This is a genomic window from Desulfomicrobium norvegicum (genome assembly GCF_900114595.1).
In the GTDB taxonomy this organism is placed as follows: domain Bacteria; phylum Desulfobacterota; class Desulfovibrionia; order Desulfovibrionales; family Desulfomicrobiaceae; genus Desulfomicrobium; species Desulfomicrobium macestii.
Genome location: NZ_FOTO01000013.1, coordinates 83,552 through 100,109, shown reverse-complemented (window position 1 = coordinate 100,109; position 16,558 = coordinate 83,552). Strand labels below are relative to the sequence as shown.

16 protein-coding genes are annotated in these 16,558 nt (G+C 58.7%); 2 read left to right on the top strand and 14 right to left on the bottom strand.

What is annotated here, in order from left to right:
• Positions 1-12: 12 nt before the first annotated feature.
• From BMZ24_RS16195 to BMZ24_RS16145, 11 genes are all read right to left on the bottom strand, one after another.
• Positions 13-1,236 (bottom strand): glycosyltransferase family 2 protein, encoded by a 1,224-nt coding sequence (locus BMZ24_RS16195; protein WP_143077938.1) that lies wholly within the window; start codon positions 1,234-1,236, stop codon positions 13-15.
• Between the two features lie 11 nt (positions 1,237-1,247).
• On the bottom strand, positions 1,248-1,973 hold the full coding sequence (locus BMZ24_RS16190; protein ID WP_092193796.1) for a glycosyltransferase family protein: 726 nt from the start codon (positions 1,971-1,973) through the stop codon (positions 1,248-1,250).
• Positions 1,970-3,154: a CgeB family protein gene (locus tag BMZ24_RS16185; RefSeq protein WP_161949197.1), complete on the bottom strand. Its 1,185-nt coding sequence runs from the start codon at positions 3,152-3,154 to the stop codon at positions 1,970-1,972. The genes BMZ24_RS16190 and BMZ24_RS16185 overlap by 4 nt, the downstream gene beginning before the upstream one ends.
• Positions 3,151-4,143 carry a glycosyltransferase gene (locus BMZ24_RS16180; protein ID WP_244150395.1) on the bottom strand — a complete coding sequence of 331 codons (993 nt, stop codon included), beginning with the start codon at positions 4,141-4,143 and terminating at the stop codon, positions 3,151-3,153. The genes BMZ24_RS16185 and BMZ24_RS16180 overlap by 4 nt, the downstream gene beginning before the upstream one ends.
• A gap of 345 nt (positions 4,144-4,488) precedes the next feature.
• The gene (locus BMZ24_RS16175) at positions 4,489-5,670 is read right to left on the bottom strand and encodes an AAA family ATPase (RefSeq protein ID WP_143077937.1); all 1,182 of its coding nucleotides are present in this window, start codon (positions 5,668-5,670) and stop codon (positions 4,489-4,491) included.
• Between the two features lie 144 nt (positions 5,671-5,814).
• Complete coding sequence (locus BMZ24_RS16170; protein ID WP_092193792.1) at positions 5,815-7,455, bottom strand: AMP-binding protein; 1,641 nt, start codon at positions 7,453-7,455, stop codon at positions 5,815-5,817.
• 69 nt (positions 7,456-7,524) lie between these two features.
• A complete protein-coding gene (locus BMZ24_RS16165; protein ID WP_092193791.1) occupies positions 7,525-8,085 on the bottom strand; it encodes a helix-turn-helix domain-containing protein in 561 nt (186 codons plus the stop codon).
• A gap of 110 nt (positions 8,086-8,195) precedes the next feature.
• Positions 8,196-8,504: an isoamylase early set domain-containing protein gene (locus BMZ24_RS16160; protein ID WP_092193790.1), complete on the bottom strand. Its 309-nt coding sequence runs from the start codon at positions 8,502-8,504 to the stop codon at positions 8,196-8,198.
• A complete protein-coding gene (glgA, locus tag BMZ24_RS16155; protein ID WP_092193789.1) occupies positions 8,501-9,982 on the bottom strand; it encodes a glycogen synthase GlgA in 1,482 nt (493 codons plus the stop codon). Before glgA ends, BMZ24_RS16160 begins: the two co-directional genes overlap by 4 nt.
• Positions 9,979-10,443: an NUDIX domain-containing protein gene (locus BMZ24_RS16150; RefSeq protein ID WP_092193788.1), complete on the bottom strand. Its 465-nt coding sequence runs from the start codon at positions 10,441-10,443 to the stop codon at positions 9,979-9,981. The genes glgA and BMZ24_RS16150 overlap by 4 nt, the downstream gene beginning before the upstream one ends.
• 544 nt (positions 10,444-10,987) lie before the next feature.
• A complete protein-coding gene (locus BMZ24_RS16145; RefSeq protein WP_161949196.1) occupies positions 10,988-11,602 on the bottom strand; it encodes an L-threonylcarbamoyladenylate synthase in 615 nt (204 codons plus the stop codon).
• A 192-nt stretch (positions 11,603-11,794) separates the two neighbouring features.
• Between BMZ24_RS16145 and BMZ24_RS16140 the strand changes: the two genes are divergently transcribed.
• Positions 11,795-12,253, top strand: coding sequence for a hypothetical protein (locus tag BMZ24_RS16140; protein ID WP_092193786.1), 459 nt, complete (start codon positions 11,795-11,797; stop codon positions 12,251-12,253).
• 66 nt (positions 12,254-12,319) lie between these two features.
• On the opposite strand, the gene BMZ24_RS16135 is transcribed toward BMZ24_RS16140, so the two are convergent.
• On the bottom strand, positions 12,320-12,790 hold the full coding sequence (locus tag BMZ24_RS16135; RefSeq protein WP_092193785.1) for a CinA family protein: 471 nt from the start codon (positions 12,788-12,790) through the stop codon (positions 12,320-12,322).
• Positions 12,791-13,030: 240 nt separating this feature from the next.
• Here BMZ24_RS16135 and BMZ24_RS16130 point away from each other — a divergent pair, with 240 nt between their 5' ends.
• Positions 13,031-13,273 (top strand): DUF1653 domain-containing protein, encoded by a 243-nt coding sequence (locus BMZ24_RS16130; RefSeq protein WP_092193784.1) that lies wholly within the window; start codon positions 13,031-13,033, stop codon positions 13,271-13,273.
• Positions 13,274-13,699: 426 nt separating this feature from the next.
• Here the strand turns inward: BMZ24_RS16130 and BMZ24_RS16125 are convergent, their stop codons facing one another.
• Both BMZ24_RS16125 and efp read right to left on the bottom strand, forming a co-directional pair.
• Complete coding sequence (locus BMZ24_RS16125; protein ID WP_092193826.1) at positions 13,700-15,883, bottom strand: DNA translocase FtsK; 2,184 nt, start codon at positions 15,881-15,883, stop codon at positions 13,700-13,702.
• 87 nt (positions 15,884-15,970) lie between these two features.
• Positions 15,971-16,528, bottom strand: a complete 558-nt coding sequence (gene efp, locus BMZ24_RS16120) for an elongation factor P (protein ID WP_092193783.1) — start codon at positions 16,526-16,528, stop codon at positions 15,971-15,973.
• Positions 16,529-16,558: the final 30 nt, after the last annotated feature.

Genomic DNA, 16,558 nt, shown 5'->3' with positions numbered 1-16,558 from the left:
ATACACTTGAATTTATACACTTCTTCCCTGGTGATGAGCCGACCATCGTCTACAAACATCCTGCAACACTTCGTCACGCGTTTTCACTGCCCAGTGCTGAAGGGCCATAAATTTTCTTGGAATGTCCTTTGAAGCCGCTTCCTCACGCAATTTCTCAAAGGTGTTGCGACAATTTGTCAGCAATTCCGCATCACCCAGTCTGCTGGCTACCCGGGCTAAACCAGTGACCACTTTTTCCGTCGAAAAATAACTCTGCTGCAACTGGAGGACATCCAACGCAGCATCCCACATCCCTTGTTTAAAGAAAAAATCCAGCAGGCGTTCATACCCTGCCTCCCACAAAGGTTCCGCGAGAACTTCCGCCCAAAGGCGCTCCATCCCAAAACCTTTTGTTTCGCCTTCGGAACGAACGCACACGATGTTTGCTGTAAGGGTCGAGGTGAGCCGGAGTTCATAACCGTCCGCATGTGCAAACAGGTGCATGTCCGGATAAAACGCTCCTTGGCAACGACGGGCAAGCACCTGTGAATTGTGACTCTCCGCGTTAAACCGTCCTGGTGTCTGGCTGGTAAGATGGTAAATCCGGCTTGCCGGCTCGCAACGCAACGTCAGCCCCAGTGAACGAATCTTCCAGCACAAATCCAGATCTTCGTAACCGTTGCGGTACTCTTCCCAAAATCTTCCCGCTTGCCCGAAAACTCCGGCCGGGATCATGAGCGCGGCGCCCGTTATGGCCTGCAGATTCCGTTCGCGTTGAACAACCGGATGCGTGCTTGGAAAATTGTGATACAAATGAGTGACGTGATTGGTAGGTGTGAAAGTGACGCCCAGATGCTGGACACGATCCTGGTCCGGATAAAGCAAAAGCGGCCCCACTGCACCAAGCTCCGGCCTGACCTCGAACGCCCGCAACAGCGGCGGCAGCCACCCTGGGGTCAACAGCGTATCGTTATTCAGAAAAAACAAATAATCCGCGTTCGCCCGCCCTGCGCCCAGGTTGCAACCCGGTCCGAAATTGATGTTTTCATCCAGGCGCAAATGCTTAAAACGCTCCCCGAACAATTCTTGCCCGAGAACCCCGCATGACCCAGCAGTCTCGTCCGTGGAACCGTTGTCGACCACGATGACCTGCACATCCTCGTCCGGCGTGTGCTCACGCAGGCTGCGCAGGCAGTCCGCCGTAAGCGCCCACTGGTTGAACACGGGAATGATGATCGCAACTCTATACTGTCCCATAATGTTCTGCCTCAATCAATTTCCCGGAAATCTCCGGCCATCAGTTTCACATGTTCACGGTAATCCGAACCAAATCTACCCGCGAGATACCCCGCCTCCGCCTCGGCCGCCCGCGCCATGAACCCCTCCATCTCGCGGGCGGTGGAATGGTATTTGTGCCGGATGACGACTTGATGATCTACAACGCAGGCAAATCCCGACTCCTGCGTCCGGCTTGAAAACCAGACATCCACACCGTAGCCGTACGGGTTGCCTCCGAAATCAACGCCCCCTGCCCGCTTCCAGAATTCGACGCTGACCAGCGGCGCGATCCCGTCCACGTAACGTACCTGCCTGAACTGTCCCCCGGGCCGTTCCACCATCTGCGGGTGGTAGGGATTGGCCGTCACTGCCGGGGAATACACGCCCACCGGCCCGACCAGACGCTCTGCCCGGGCCAGGCGCAGACACGCGCGCTCGATGAGCGGAGGCTTCGAGACAAAGGTCGCATCGTTGTTCAGAAACCAGACATGGGACGCGCCCTTGCTTGCCAGAATTCCCATTACCCGCTCCAGCGCACCGGCCCAGTAAAGATTTTCCTCGCCCCTCAGCCAGGCGTTTTCATACGCTTCGGGGCTGGCGTTGTCGAAAACCAGAATCCTGTCCCGCCGCGCGGGGTCGCTCTCCATCAATTGCCAGTGCAGCTGTTTCGTGCGCGCAGCAGGCCCATAGTGCAGGATCACGGTGTAAAGATTCATGCCGGAGTCCCGAACAGCCGCTTCATGTTCGCGCAGATCGTTGCCATGCGATGGCCGTAAGAGTGCTCCTTTTCGATGCGTTGTCGAGCGCGCAGGGCAATCCGTTCACGCGAGGACGAATTGGCCAGATAATGGCGCACAAGATCGCCGATCTCTTCCACATCTCGGTAGCAGACAACTTCCTTGCCCAACTCGAAAGCGGCGGCAAGCTGCTCGCGGTAATCCGTCAGCAGAAAGCCGCCACTGGCGGGCACGTCGAAGACGCGCTGGTTGAGGGCCCCTTTCATCTGCATGCTGGTGGTGTTGAAATTGATTCTGGTCGATCGGTAGAAACCTGGCAGGTCGGAATAATAATGCAATGGGCCCGCGTAGGTCCACGAAGCATCCCCGAGCAGCGGACGCCAGTGCTCGTCTCCGGCCACCACCGGTTCAAACGGAAGAAGCGCCTGCATGCATTTCAATCTGTGCAGCTGGGTCGCCCGCCAGTACACGAAGCTGTCCAGAGCGGCCCTTGGCGACGGCTCGCAGGCTTCGCGCAATCTCCCGGCTTCAGAATTTTCCCGGCCGACAAATTCGGACAGATCACGCGTATCGCTGGCGGTGAATTTCCCCGCCACATCCTCCCAAAACCCTCGCAATCTGTCCGACTGTGCTGAAAGCGCCCAGCATTTTTCCTGGGCTGCCTGCATGGAATTGCCCACGAACGCCACATCGCGCAGGGGCAATGCATCCGTAACAAAGTGAATGCGGCTCAGATCGACGGCGAGGGGAAGATGAAAGGCCGCACCGTGCCCCGCATCTGCAAGGGGCTCAATAGCATCGGCATCCCAGACGGCGTAGGCGAGACAGGGGTTGTCCAAGTTGCGGTACTGCGGAAGAAAAAGATCTGGCCGGTCCACGAACCAGCTGAGCAGCGGCAGTTCGCGCTGACGGCAAAATTCGCTGACCAGCCCTTCGCGATCAAGGCCAAGGTGATTCATGGTCAACAGAAAATCGGGCGCGAACCGGTCCACTTCGACGCGCAACTTTTCTTCAAGCTCCGCGGCCGAAGAAATCCCGCCCAGAAAAAGATATGCATGCTCAAGACCCCGGGCCTGACAGCCACAGATCAATTCGGCCATGAGATAATGCTTTGCCGAGATGAGCAGAATTCTGGGCTGCTTGCGGGCAGATCGGTTCATAAGGCTGTACGCCCGCTTTTTGCGGACTCCGACAACGCGGCCACGATCTCGCATTTTTGAGCGTCACTGCCATAGGCGCCTGCCGTCTGGGCCGTTCGGGCGAGAATGTCCAGATTGCGGGGCAAGGCTTGCGCCGCCCGCTCAAGGCCCAGCGCCGCACCCAGCACGTCACCGTCCGCAAACCACCAGCCGTTGCCGCCCCACGGCACATCGCGAGGCACATACCCATGCGGCGCATATCCATCCGGCTCTATCTGCCGCATGTAATCCCACCCGCCAAAGCCGGTGAAGCCCACGCACAGACAGCCGCAGGCCATGGCTTCAAGGGGCGGGAGCGGACAGCCCTCGGGGAATCCCGTGACCAGAAAAACATGGCAGGAACGCAGCACCTCGGCCACCCCGGGCCGGTCCAGGCCGTGGATGGGCACCCATTCCACCTTTACGCGCGGGTTGCGCTCCTCGAAGATGCGCCGGATCTGCTCGGCCAGAGCCTTGTTCTTGCGGGGCATGAAGCCGATGCGCAGCGCTCCGCCGGGTTTTGACGCCGGAGGATGAAAAAGCTCCGTGTCCAGAGCGGGGCGGATGATCCGCGGCCTCTTGCCCAGCACCTGCTCCATGTGCCAAGCCACGGGACCTGATACGGCCAGAAAGTCCACGGGCAGATCCCGCCAGTGCACGCCCGCCTCCAGGCCATGAAAGAGATAGGACCAGTTCTGGCAGTAGACCAGGGTCCGGCAGCCGCGCTTCAGACCCGGCACCAGGGCATTGGGCCAGCCTTCGGGAACCACGTAGATGTCCCCGGCCGCCATGGCCGCCGTGCTGGCCCGCACCCAGGGCAATCCCGCGCACTCGGCCCCGCCCGGCGGCTCGTCCCAATACAGAATCCCGCCCAGCCTGCCCAGGACGTGCAACTGCCGGGCGATCTGCAGAAGCACCATGCACCCTCCGGACATGGCCTTGAGCGGTGGATAGAAAATCCACGTTTTCATGGCCGCACCCGAAATCGTCCGGACTGAAATTTGACTGAAAATAACGCCATGCTGTCCCCTGAGCAAAATAAAGGCCATGCACCGAAATGGACCATCTCGGAGAGGGGCGCTGCAAAAAGTCGTCATCCCCTTGAAGAAGGGGATCCATGCTTTTTTAACTATCTGAAAAGAATGGATTCCCGCCTTCGCGGGAATGACACTCGGGTTCTTTTGCGACTTTTTGCAGTGTCGTCTGGAAAGACATGGGTTCCCTCCGTTACAGGAATGACGTCCAGGTTCTCTCGCGACTTTTTGCAATGAGACATTTAACTGACGTACGCCAGAGTACGTCTTCAGCATAGTCCTCTACAGCTTGTTCAGCCACTCAGAAAAGAACGGATCTACCACTCGCCAGACACCCTCTTCTGTTTTCTCGATCAGATCTTCGCGCAGCAAAATTTCACGGATATCCGAAATGGAAGAAGACGGCAGTTCCGCCTTGACCACAAATTCGGCGCTAGTGAGCTGAGCACTCGGATTGGCGGACAAAGTCTTGAGCAATTTCAATTGCCGCGTGGTCAGCGGAGCAATCATGGTCTCGTACAAGCCGGATTCGGATTGAATCACGCTCATTTTTGCAAGCTCCACGTCTTCCATCGTCACGTCGCGGCCGCTGCGCTCATAAACCTCGCTGGCCAGACGCTGTACGTAAAAGGGATATTGTCTGGCCGCCGCCACAAGAGCGGCGCTCACTTGCGGATCGATGTGCCTGCCTTCCTGCGCAAAAAACGATGCTATGCATTGAGATGTATCCGAAATGGGCAGAGGAGGCAGGAACATCTTCACGGCGGAGAGGGTCAAAAAACGTTTCTGATCGCTGAACATGGCCAACAGAAGGCTTCGCCTGCTCCCGGAAAAAACGAACGACGCCGGCAAGCCCTGGATGGTTTTCCGCACTATGCCTTCCACGGCTTGGGATTCGGCAAGCTTGGTCAAATCCTGAAATTCGTCCATGACTACGTGGCAAGGCCATTCCCGTGATTCTATGATTCGCGCCAAATCTTCGAGAGTCTGTTCCAGCAACGTTCGGGGATCCTGGGTCTCATTGGCACGCGTCACGGATATGGCGGCTTCGCCGGAATGATCGAATGTCAAGACCGGACGAAACGCACTCAAGGCGTTCAACCAACGTTTGCCCCTGGTCAGCAGTGATTCCCGGGCATGCAAGGTCTTGAACATGTCGCGGGCAAGACGGCGGGCGATCTCAGAGACGCCATCGACACCGGAAAAATCAAATGCAAAGCAAAGATATCCCTCATCGTGCAAAATCTTCTGCACTTTCCGGCACAGGGATGTCTTTCCGTACCTGCGCGGCGAGGCAAGCACCATGTTCTGCGTGGCCCTGGCGCAACGCAGGAGTTGTTGCACTTCTTCCTGACGATCACAAAAAGGATCGCCCTCTCCAAGCACTTCAAGACGAAAAGGATTAGGCATAATTCCGGAACCTCCGTTACGGAAATGTCGTAACGGAAGATCCGTAAAAGTCAAGGCAGGCCCCCTTGAGCAACAGCCGCCACAAAAAAAGGCCACACATCACGCATGGCCTCAAAATCATTCCCCCCTACCCGGGTCAAGGGGCGCGCCCCTTGCGGGGTGCGGGGCAGGGCCCCGCTTTTCCCTTCTCCCCTTTCTTTATGCCTCGTCCCGTGCCCGGATCTCGGCGCGTTTGATCTTGCCGCTGATGGTCTTGGGCAGTTCCTTAACGTAGTCGATGATGCGCGGGTATTTGTAAGGCGCAGTCACTTTCTTGACGTGGTTCTGCAGTTCCTTGGTCAGTTCCGGCGAGGGCTCGTAGCCTGCGGCCAGGGTCACGGAGGCTTTGACGGCCTGACCACGGTCGGGGTCGGGCACGCCGGTCACGGCAGCTTCGACCACGGCGGGGTGGGTGATGAGCGCGCTTTCGACCTCGAAGGGGCCGATGCGGTAGCCCGAGCTCTTGATCAGGTCATCGATGCGCCCGAGGAACCAGAAGTAGCCGTCCTCGTCCATCCAGGCCTTGTCGCCGGTGCGATAGTAGCCTCCGTTCATGACGCTCGCGGTCTTGGCCTCGTCCTGCAGGTAGCAGGAGAAGAGGCCCACGGGCTGCGTGGGCTCGATGCCGATGCAGATTTCCCCTTCAACGCCGGGGGGGCAGGGCTCATCGTTTTCATCCAGGAGCCGGATGTCCCAGCCCGGGCAGGGCTTGCCGATGGAGCCGGCCTTGGGTTTCATGAACGGGAAGGTCGCGATCTGCAGAGTGGTCTCGGTCTGTCCGTAGCCTTCGTAGATGGGCATGCCCATTTTCTCCACCCAGGTCTCGAACACGCTGTCGTTCAGGAGTTCGCCCGCAGTGGTGCAATGGCGCAACGCGGAAAGATCGTAGGCGTCCAGATCCTCGCGGATCAGGAAGCGATAGACCGTGGGCGGCGCGCAAAAATTGGTGACCTTGTGGTCGGCGATGACCTGAAGCAGCCTCGCGGGCTCGAACTTGCCCCGAAAATCCCAGACGAAAACCACTCCTCCGGCCAGCCATTGCCCATAGAACTTGCCCCAGGTGGACTTGGCCCAGCCCGTGTCGGCCAGGGTCAGGTGCAGGTTTCCGGGCTCTATGTCGTGCCAGTAGGAGCCGGTCATAATGTGGCCGAAGGGGTAGTTGAAATTGTGCAGCACCATCTTCGGGTGCCCGGTGGTGCCGGAAGAAAAAAAGATGGTCGCCGGGTCTTCGCCGCAGGCCGCGTCGGCCGGACGGGAAAAGACTGGTGACGCGTCGTCGACGATCCGCGAGAAGCTGTGCCAATCGCCTTCGGGCTGCTCAAGTCCGGCCAGCACCTGCACGGTCAGCGTCGGGCAGTCGAGCTTGGCCGCTTCCACCGTGGCGCGCACGGATTCATCGACAATGGCGCCCTTGATGGAGGCAAAATTGACCCGGTAGGTGATGTCCTTGGCCGTCAGGAGCGCAGGCGACGGCACGCCCAACGCGCCGAGCTTGTGCAGGGCAAGCATGACGGTCCAGAATTCCACCCGGCGGTGCAGGATGATCATGACCTTGTCGCCGCGCCCGATGCCGAGGCTCTGCAGCGCACCCGCCAGGCGGCTCGACTGTTCGGAAAAATAGCCGAAGGTGTATTCGCGGCGCACATCGGCGTCGTCCACGTGAACCATGGCCAGGCGTGCCGGGTCCGCAGCGGCGGTGGCATCGACCATGTCGAAGGCGAAATTGTACTTGTCCGGGATGGTCAGGGAAAAAGATGCCTGGAACTCTTCATAAGACGAAGGACGCAGTTTTGTATGCATGGGTACTCCGATGGTGTTGGATTGATTCGGGATGACTGCTTGCGGGGTACGAACCTTGTGGCCCGCCCCCTAGATAATCACATCCAGAAACTCGGCCGGTTGGCCGTCCAGGCCACGCAGGGCGTGGGGAGTACGCGAGGTGAAGTACAGGCTGTCTCCAGGTTCCATGACATGGACCGTGGAGCCGAGGGTGATTTCAAGCTTGCCGGAGAGGACATGGATGAATTCCTGCCCGGGGTGCTCGTTGAAGGTCAGGGAGTGTTTGTCCTTGGGTGGGACGGTGACGACGAAGGGCTCCATCTTGCGGCCGACGAAACGGTAAGCCAGGCTCTTGTAGTCGTAGTCCTTGCGCCGTTCCACGCTCATGCCCTTGCCCTTCTTGACCAGGGAGGCGGTGTGCAGATGCGCTTCCTTGCCGGACATGAGCACGGTCAGGTCGACCTGAAACGCCTGGGCCACGTTGAAAAGATAACTGACCGGGATCTCCTGCTCTCCGGACTCGTAACCGAGGACATCCGCAGCCGTGACGCCCAGCTGCGCGGCCATATCCTCTTCGCTCAAATCCATGGCGTCCCGCAGCCCCCGCAAACGGGGCGCAATATCCTTATAGGCGGGTTGTTGCGCATCCATAGTCTGCTCCTTGTACTGAAAATGTATGAAAACAGGGGCAGAAATTACGGGCTTCGCGTTCAAAAAGCAATGCGCAAGCGATAATCGAGTAAGGATTTCTACTGATCACCTTACACTTCGACAACGGAATTCTCGCAGTTTCCATACTCGCTGTAGCAGTAGGAATCGGCGTTCCAGTCATTCTCCCAGCGATCATCGTCGAGCAGGTAGCGAAACTGGTACGCATTCCCGATGGGCAGGTCGATGGTCAGCTTGAAGGATCCGTCCTTGAGCCTCTTCATGGGCAGCGAGTGCATGGCCCAATCATTGAATTCCCCGACCAGAAACGCCGTTGCCGCCCCGCCCGCGCCGCCGACCGGCAGATGGAAGGTGACCTTACAGATGTTTTTCGTCTTCAGATATTTCTTTTCAATGCTCATATCATCCTCCATGTGTCTAAAAGATCTCCGTGCAGTGATGCATAGACATCCATGTATTTACGTGCGGAGTTTTCCCAGGAAAACCGTGTCTGCATGGCGTTCATCTGAACCTCTCTCCAGGCATCGCGATCCTCCCAGACCTGCACTGCCATGCGCACCGTGGCCAAAAGCGCCTCCGGTGTGGATTCGGAAAAAATGAACCCGTTGGCTCCGGGATCGGGATACGGAGTTATGGTGTCTCGCAGGCCGCCCACCGCGGTGGCCACGGGCGGAGTGCCGTAGCTCAGGCTGTACATCTGCGTCAGCCCGCACGGTTCGTAGCGTGACGGCATGAGAAAGATGTCCGCCCCGGCCTGGATGAGATGCGACATTTCCTCCGTGTACCCGATGACCCCCACGATCCTGCCCGGGTAATCCTCCATGACGCTCATCAGCATGGCCTCGAACTCGGCGCGCCCCTCGCCCAGAACCACCAGTCCCACGCCCAGTTCCATGAGTTCGGGGATGATTTCGAGCACGATGTCGATACCCTTCTGACCGCGCAGGCGTCCGACGAAACCCAGAAGCGGACGCTCGGTCAGTTCGGGAGACAATCCGAGCACGCCCATGAGATGCTTCTTGCAGTCCGCCTTGCCTTCAGGCTTTTCCGCCGAATAGGTGCACTCCAGAATCCGGTCGTTCTCGGGACTCCAGATGGAGTAGTCCGCGCCGTTCAAAATCCCGACCAGGTCGGCCGCGCGGCGGGTCAGGATGCCCTCCAGACCGCACCCGAATTCCGGGGTCATGATTTCTGCGGCATAGCTGGGGCTGACCGTGGTGATCTTGTCGGCGTATGCGATCCCGGCTTTCAGCAGGTTGAAGCTGTTGTAGAATTCCACGCCCTCCATGTTCCAGGCTTCCAGAGGCAGGCCTGACTGCGCGAAGAGGCGGTAGGAGAAACGACCCTGGTAGGCCAGGTTGTGGATGGACATGACCGTGCGCACGCCCGCCCAGAAGGGATCGGTGCGTCGCCAGAAGGCCAGATAGGCCATGGCCAGGCCCGCGTGCCAATCCTGGGCGTGAACGATGCGCGCCCCCATGTTCAGATGCCTGATGGCGGCCAGGGCAGCGCGGCAGAAAAAGATGAACCGCTCGCAATTGTCGAAATAATCGCCCTTGTGCGTGCAATAGTATTGACGGCGGTCGAAGTATTCGCCGCGTTCAATGAAATAGACGGGCAGCCCGTGATAATCGGCCAGATAGATGTCGGCGGTGGTGTCGGCCCAGGGGTACCCCACCGGGCAGTCCTCCTGAACCAGATGCACTGGGTATTGTCCCGTGGAAAGCCTGCCGTAGAAGGGCGTGATCACGGCCACACGCACCCCCATGCGGGACAGGGTCAGGGGCAGGATGCCCATGACGTCGGCCAACCCTCCGGACTTGGAGAAGGGATAAATTTCCGAAGTCAGGAAAACTATATCATGGGGCGGTGTGATCATGCGCTCCTGCTTACTTTCTTGGCAAAATCGGCAATGATTCTGCGGTGATCAAAGGCAATGTCGGCCGGCAATGCATCAAGGGGAAAGAAACGGGCATTCCTGGCGTCGTCTCCGGCGCACGGGATTGCGTCGTCGTCGCATTCCACCGTGTAGGCCACGCTCAATGTATGAAAACGCGGGTCACGGTCCGGATCGGAATAGACTCCAAGAAGCCCGGTCAGTCGCACGGCCAGGCCGGTCTCTTCCAGGGCCTCGCGAACGGCAGCCTGCTCGGCGCTTTCCCCGCAATCGATGAAGCCTCCGGGCAACGCCCATCCATGTGGAGGGTTGCCACGCTCGATGAGCAGAATTCCCTGAGGGGCGCGATGGAGTACAATATCCACCGTGGGGAAAGGATTTCTCTGCGCAACCGCTGCACCGCACCGTGTACATGCGCAGCTGAATGACCGGGTTTTGTGCATGGCATCCTCGTAGCTTTCTTATGCCAATTCTCTTCAAACTTGCCTAGCACCATTTTTTCGGGACTTGAAGCCTTAAACTTGGCTACGCAAAATCGTTACAAAAGAACCCGAAACATCTGAAAATCATTAGCCGGATTAATGGTACGTTCAGTGCTCAAAAACGCAACCCCCAGCATTGACAAGGGATTTCAGTTCCGAACGCATAGCCCTTAAAAAACCGGTACCAAAAATAATCGTGGAGCACGGCATGTGCTCTCTCGCGAGCATGGCTGCAGGCAATTTTTCGGAGATCAAACAAAATCGGCCCCCGAACCGTGAGGTTCGGGGGCCGATTTTGGCAAAAAGAGGAAGTTATTTTCTAATTAGCAAAGGTCGGGCCAAAACCAATATTGCTTCAAATTTTATCAATAAAAATTTTAATACATTGAAATTAAAGTACTTTATTTTGAATTTACAAAGCCCCGATCGGCTCGATTAATTCAAATTTTTTAACCACGTTTTCTTTAAAGCCCGAAGCAGACCATTCGGTGAAAAAAATTTTGTACTAGGAGAGCACCTCGACCCCTGCGGCAATTATCTCCCGGGCCGATATCGCTCCCGCTCGCAGGATGCGCACGGACTCTGCCCCCACGATTTTTACCAACGTGGAAGGCAATCCGCCACTGGGCCACGGAGTGGACGCGATGACTAGCGCCCCAGAATCTCTGACAAGCTCCGAGTCGAGCTCGTCTGGCCTGCACACGGGCGGCAGTCCGCTGCGGTTGGCGCTGGAAGACACCAGCGGCGCGCCCGCCTCATGGCAGAGACGCGCGGCAATGACGTGCGGGGACATGCGCACGGCCGAACGACCGGTGTGGTCCTTGGCAAGCGGACTCACTCGCGGATCGACCTCGGCCACGATGGAGAGCGGCCCCGGCCAGAATTTCCGGGCCAACTCCTCCTCGGCTTTGGTCAGACGCAAAAAGCGCTCCGCCATCTCCCAGTCGGAGACGATGAGCGGCAGAGGCTTGTCCGCGGGCCTTCCCTTGGCCGAAATAATTTTCTCCACGGCTTGGTGCATCGTGGCCAGACATCCAAGGGCGTAAAAGGTTTCCGTCGGGTAGATGACCAGCCCGCCGCGTGCAAGTTCAAGAACTTCAACCTCGTGCTGCCGACTCATGCGCCCCCCCTCCTTCGTGCATTGACCGGGGTCCGGCGAGGCTGGTACACGCAAGGCACGGGCGCGCTTGGCGGCGCCCGGCAAACCTTTCCGCCCCTTGCAAATAAAATTCATGAATTTTCATATGTTGGAATCAAAGCTCGTCTTGGCAGGGACTTTGCTTGGTCTGATGAAAAAAGGAAGGAGATGGCCATGAAAATCACCCCGGATCAATTGGCTGCCCTGCAGCTCCAGCAAAAAAACACGGCCCGGAACACTCCAGGCGAAGGATTCGCAAAGGCCCTGGCCCAGGAACTTGGATCGGAATCCACCGCCCAGACCAGCAATGCCGCGCCTGCGACCGGTCCCATGGTTCGACTTGATCAGGCCTTGCAGGCCGCCATGCTGCAAAAACCAACAGAGCAGACGGTCATGGACAAGATGAATGCACTGCTTTCCAAGTGGGAAGATTATTCCCAAATCATCGGCTCGGAAAACGGCAATCTGCGAGAAGGCTACAATCTGCTCGCGGACATTCGCCAAAACATCCAGGAGGTCAAGGGCGATCTGGCCCAAACCTCCGGTCAGGGGCTCGCGGCCATGGTCGAAGAGCTGGACATCCTGACCACCACGGAAGAGTTCAAGTTTAACCGCGGCGACTACCTGAACTGACGCCCGGTTCCGGTGCCATTTCTCCCGTTTTTTTCGGCGCTTCACCTGAAGCGCCGTTTTTTATGATCAGAGCAGACCCAAAACAGCCTCGCGCACGCTAGCCTGCTTGATCTCCCGACGCGAGCCCTGAAACCTGAATTCGCGGCTCCAGATCCGATGATTGATCCGCCACGCCATCCAGACCAGCCCCACCGGCTTCTCCGGTGTTCCCCCGCCCGGCCCGGCAATGCCGGAGATGGCCAGGGCCACGGGAACCTTCATCAGCTCGCACACGCCCTTGACCATGCTCTCAACGCAGGCCTGACTGACCGCGCCATGGCGGATCAATATCTCTTCGGGTACGCCGAGCAGACGCATCTTGACGCGGTTGTCATAGGCCACGACCCCGCCCTCGAACCAGCGCGAGCTTCCCGCCACATCCGTCAGGGTGCTTGCGAGCAGCCCCCCGGTGCAGGACTCTGCCGTGGCCATATGGGCTCCCTGAAGAAGCAGGGATTCTCCAAGTCGGCCGACCATGGTTTCCACATCAAGTTCCATCAACCCTCCAGATCAGACGGGGAATAATTCTCCATGCCACGTACGTGGCAGTCCGGGCTTCCATGCCCAAAGCCGGCGACGATGTCCGGCTTCGCCAGGCATCATCCTGAAATTGATGGCATCTTCTACTCACGCACCTGGGCGCAAGGCAAGCCTTGAATTCGCCCTTCCATGATGCCAAAGAAGAAATTCATTGAATGCCTGCATGATTTTTCAACCCCGAAACAAAGGAAAAAACCGATGTCCAGTTCCGGCGACAAGAATGAAACCCTGCTGCAGCCCGGCCGTTACCGGCATTTCAAGGGAGGAGAATACGAGGTCCTGGGCGTGGCCAGGCACAGCGAGGGCCTTGAGGACATGGTGGTATACCGCCCACTTTACAACGACACAGGCCTGTGGGTGCGCCCGCTGTCCATGTTCACGGAACTCATCGAGCGGAACGGAAAAAAACAGCCACGTTTCACCTTCCTGGACAAAGCCTGACGTTTTTCTTCGGCAAAACCCTGCCCGTCGGAGGCGCCTATTTGCGTCGTATGCGAAAAACGCGAGTCGGCTCGATTAGGGCAAGGAGTTCCGGAGACATCCCTTTTGCGCCGGATGCGAAAAACGCGAGTCGGCTCGGTTCGGGCAAGGCCTGCCGGAACTCCTTTGCCGACCTCGTAATGCTTCCCGGCCTTGAGCTCTTGCCCTTTTTCTTGCCCCGTGTACGAAACGGCCGGAAAGCAAACGATGTCTGGCTCAGTCAGACAGCCGACAGGCCTTGCCCGAACCGAGCCGACACGCTTGAGCCGATGCGGGAAGTCCGTTGAAGATCACGGCAGCTTAAATCGAAGCAGAATTCGTCAACGACATTGCCCCCTTAAATGGGGTGCAGGGGACGCGTCCCCTGCCCGCCGGAGGCATCTTTCTCTAATCCTTCTTGCGCACCAGCCGGGGCTTGCTGCCGTCCTGTGGTCCTATGATGCCGTCCATCTCCATCTGTTCGATGAAGCGGGCCGCACGGTTGAAACCGATGCGCAGACGGCGCTGGATCATGGAGATGGAGGCTCGGCCCTGGTCGGAGACGAAATCGATGGCCTCGGCGTACTTGGGGTCGTCGAGGACGTCGCTGGACCCGCCGTTGCCTTCGCCTCCGCTCTCGCCTGCCGTGTTCCACTCGGCAAAATCCAGCTCGAATCGTTGAGGGCGCTGTTTTTCCCAGTATTTGACCACGCGCGCGATCTCGTCATCGCCCACGAAAGCGCCGTGCACGCGCTGAATGTTACCGCCGCTGAGCTTGAAGAGCATGTCGCCGTGGCCGAGGAGATATTCCGCGCCAATGCCGTCGAGGATGGTCCGCGAGTCGTGTTTGGAGCTGACCTGAAAGGCTATGCGCGAAGGAAAGTTGGCCTTGATGATGCCGGTCACCACGTCCACGGAAGGACGCTGGGTGGCCAGGATGAGATGAATGCCCGAAGCGCGTGCCAGCTGCGCCAGGCGCACGATGCTGCCTTCAACTTCCTTGGCCGCCGTCATCATCATGTCGGCCAGCTCGTCGACCACGATGATAAGATAGGGGAAGGGCTTGAGGTCGCGCATGTCCTCGGGGCGGTCGTCACCCATCTCGGCGAGCTTCTGGTTGTAGGTGGTGATGTGCCGCACGCCTGTTCTGGCCATGGCCTCGTAGCGCTGCTCCATTTCATAGACCGCCCATTCCAGGGCGTTCTTGGCCAGATGCATGTCCGTGACCACGGGGTGGACCAGATGCGGAAGAGTTCCGTAGACGGCCAGTTCGATGCGTTTGGGGTCGACCAGCAGCAGTTTCACGTGTTCCGGATCGTGCTTGTAGACGATGCTCAGGAGCAGGCAGTTCAGGCATACGGACTTGCCCGCGCCCGTGGCGCCGGCCACCAGCATGTGCGGCATCTTGGCCAGATCGGCGATCTTGGGCACGCCCTGGATGTCCATGCCCAGGGCCAGGGGCAGCTGGGCCTTGGTGTCGGCGAAGGCCGGGTCATCGAGGATTTCACGCAGATAGACGATCTGGCGCTGTTCGTTGGGAATCTCGATGCCTACAGTGTCACGCCCGGGCAGCGGGGCCACGATGCGCACGGCCCGGGCTTTCAGGGCCAGGGCCAGATCATCGCTCATACCCGCGATGCGGCTGACCTTGACGCCCGGCGCGGGCTTGAACTCAAACATGGTGATGACCGGTCCGGGCTGCACGCCCTGCACCTCGCCCTGAATGCCGAAGTCGGCGAAGCAGGCGGTCAGGGCCTGGGACTGACGATCCAGAACGGCCTTGGAGATCGAAATGCGCGAGGCCGGAACCGGGGCCAGAAGATCGATGGGAGGCAGGCTGCCCAGCGCAGTTTGCGGACGCACGGGAGGCACGGGTTTTGCGGTCTTGGGCTGAGGCTTGGGAATGATCCGGGGTTCTTCCCTGCGCGTCTCCTCTACGGGTTTGCGCGGTTTGACGGGGGCGCGCTGAGGCTGCGGGGTGGCTGGGGCGGGGACCTGCGTGAAGCGCTCGGCCCGCCAGGCCCGGAATCCTTGGAGCAGACGCCGCAACGGAGCCAGCCAGGCCGCGCACTTTTCCATCAGAGCGTGGTAGGACATGCCGAAAAGCAGTCTGCCCGCGATGAGGGTCAGACAGACGGCCACGAGGACGAAGCCGTAATTGCCGAAGACGCGCTGCAGCAGCGCATACAGCGTCCGCCCGACAAAACCTCCGCTGACCATGCCCGATCCGGGCAAGCCCAGGTGCAGGACCGCGAAATGCGCCCAGACAGGAATCAGGATCGCCAGCATGATGCCGCCGATCCAGCGCAGCCAGTGCGGCCGAAAATTCGGGAAAAAGAGCATCGCCGCGGCCAGGGCGAAGAAAACGGGCCACAGCCATGCCGCCATGCCGCAAAGATCGACCAGTCCTCCGGCCACGTATGCGCCCAGGGTGCCGACCAGATTCTGCGTCTTGTGTCCGGCCACGGCCTGATGGTTGAATCCGGGGTCGGCGGGGGAAAAGGAATACAGGGCCAGGGTCACAAGTGCCAGTGAACAGGCGAAGACCAGCGCACAAATTTCCCGTACGAGCTTGTTGCCGTCTTTAGTCATGCGTTTTTTTCCATGCTGGGACAGTTGCAAAAACAAAAGGCCACAGAGCGCTCTCCATGGCCTTTTGGATGCTGTCGATCAACCAATCTATTCGCGGCCGAGGTATTCGCCCGTTTCCGTATTGACCTTGATCTTGGTTCCAATCTCGACGAAAAGCGGGACGTTGACCACGATCCCCGTCTCCAGGGTCGCGGGTTTGGAGGCGCCGGTAACCGTGTCGCCTTTCATGCCGGGATCGGTCATGGTCACTTCCAGGACAACGGAGCCTGACATTTCCAGATCAAGCGGACGACCTTGATACAGCATGACCTTATAGGCCTGAGCCTCTTTCAGGTAGCCGCCCTTTTCACCGATGAGATCGTGGGGAACGGAAGTCTGCTCGAAGGTTGTCATATCCATGAAGGCATAGCTGTCGCCTTCATTGTAGAGGTACTGCATTTCCCGGACTTCCAGGTCCGGCTTGGGAAATTTGATCCCGGAGCGGAAATTCTGCTCGACCACCGACCCGGTGAGCAGGTTGCGGTACTTGGTGCGCATGAACGCACCGCCCTTGCCCGGCTTGTAATGACTGCACTCCAGAATCTCGCACGGTGCGCCGTCAATCTCTATCTTCTTGCCTTTCTTGAAATCACTCGTAGCTAACATGCTTGCCTTGCTTCCTCCATAGATTTGTCC

Excerpts from the sequence above, each read along its gene's own strand:
- BMZ24_RS16140 (WP_092193786.1), top strand. The coding sequence starts at position 11,795 with ATGAAAATCACCCCGGATCAATTGGCTGCCCTGCAGCTCCAGCAAAAA.
- BMZ24_RS16150 (WP_092193788.1), bottom strand. The coding sequence starts at position 10,443 with ATGCACAAAACCCGGTCATTCAGCTGCGCATGTACACGGTGCGGTGCA.
- BMZ24_RS16180 (WP_244150395.1), bottom strand. The coding sequence starts at position 4,143 with ATGAAAACGTGGATTTTCTATCCACCGCTCAAGGCCATGTCCGGAGGG.
- BMZ24_RS16165 (WP_092193791.1), bottom strand. The coding sequence starts at position 8,085 with ATGGATGCGCAACAACCCGCCTATAAGGATATTGCGCCCCGTTTGCGG.
- BMZ24_RS16135 (WP_092193785.1), bottom strand. The coding sequence starts at position 12,790 with ATGGAACTTGATGTGGAAACCATGGTCGGCCGACTTGGAGAATCCCTG.
- BMZ24_RS16190 (WP_092193796.1), bottom strand. The coding sequence starts at position 1,973 with ATGAATCTTTACACCGTGATCCTGCACTATGGGCCTGCTGCGCGCACG.
- BMZ24_RS16145 (WP_161949196.1), bottom strand. The coding sequence starts at position 11,602 with ATGAGTCGGCAGCACGAGGTTGAAGTTCTTGAACTTGCACGCGGCGGG.
- BMZ24_RS16195 (WP_143077938.1), bottom strand. The coding sequence starts at position 1,236 with ATGGGACAGTATAGAGTTGCGATCATCATTCCCGTGTTCAACCAGTGG.
- glgA (WP_092193789.1), bottom strand. The coding sequence starts at position 9,982 with ATGATCACACCGCCCCATGATATAGTTTTCCTGACTTCGGAAATTTAT.
- BMZ24_RS16170 (WP_092193792.1), bottom strand. The coding sequence starts at position 7,455 with ATGCATACAAAACTGCGTCCTTCGTCTTATGAAGAGTTCCAGGCATCT.
- efp (WP_092193783.1), bottom strand. The coding sequence starts at position 16,528 with ATGTTAGCTACGAGTGATTTCAAGAAAGGCAAGAAGATAGAGATTGAC.
- BMZ24_RS16160 (WP_092193790.1), bottom strand. The coding sequence starts at position 8,504 with ATGAGCATTGAAAAGAAATATCTGAAGACGAAAAACATCTGTAAGGTC.
- BMZ24_RS16130 (WP_092193784.1), top strand. The coding sequence starts at position 13,031 with ATGTCCAGTTCCGGCGACAAGAATGAAACCCTGCTGCAGCCCGGCCGT.
- BMZ24_RS16185 (WP_161949197.1), bottom strand. The coding sequence starts at position 3,154 with ATGAACCGATCTGCCCGCAAGCAGCCCAGAATTCTGCTCATCTCGGCA.
- BMZ24_RS16125 (WP_092193826.1), bottom strand. The coding sequence starts at position 15,883 with ATGACTAAAGACGGCAACAAGCTCGTACGGGAAATTTGTGCGCTGGTC.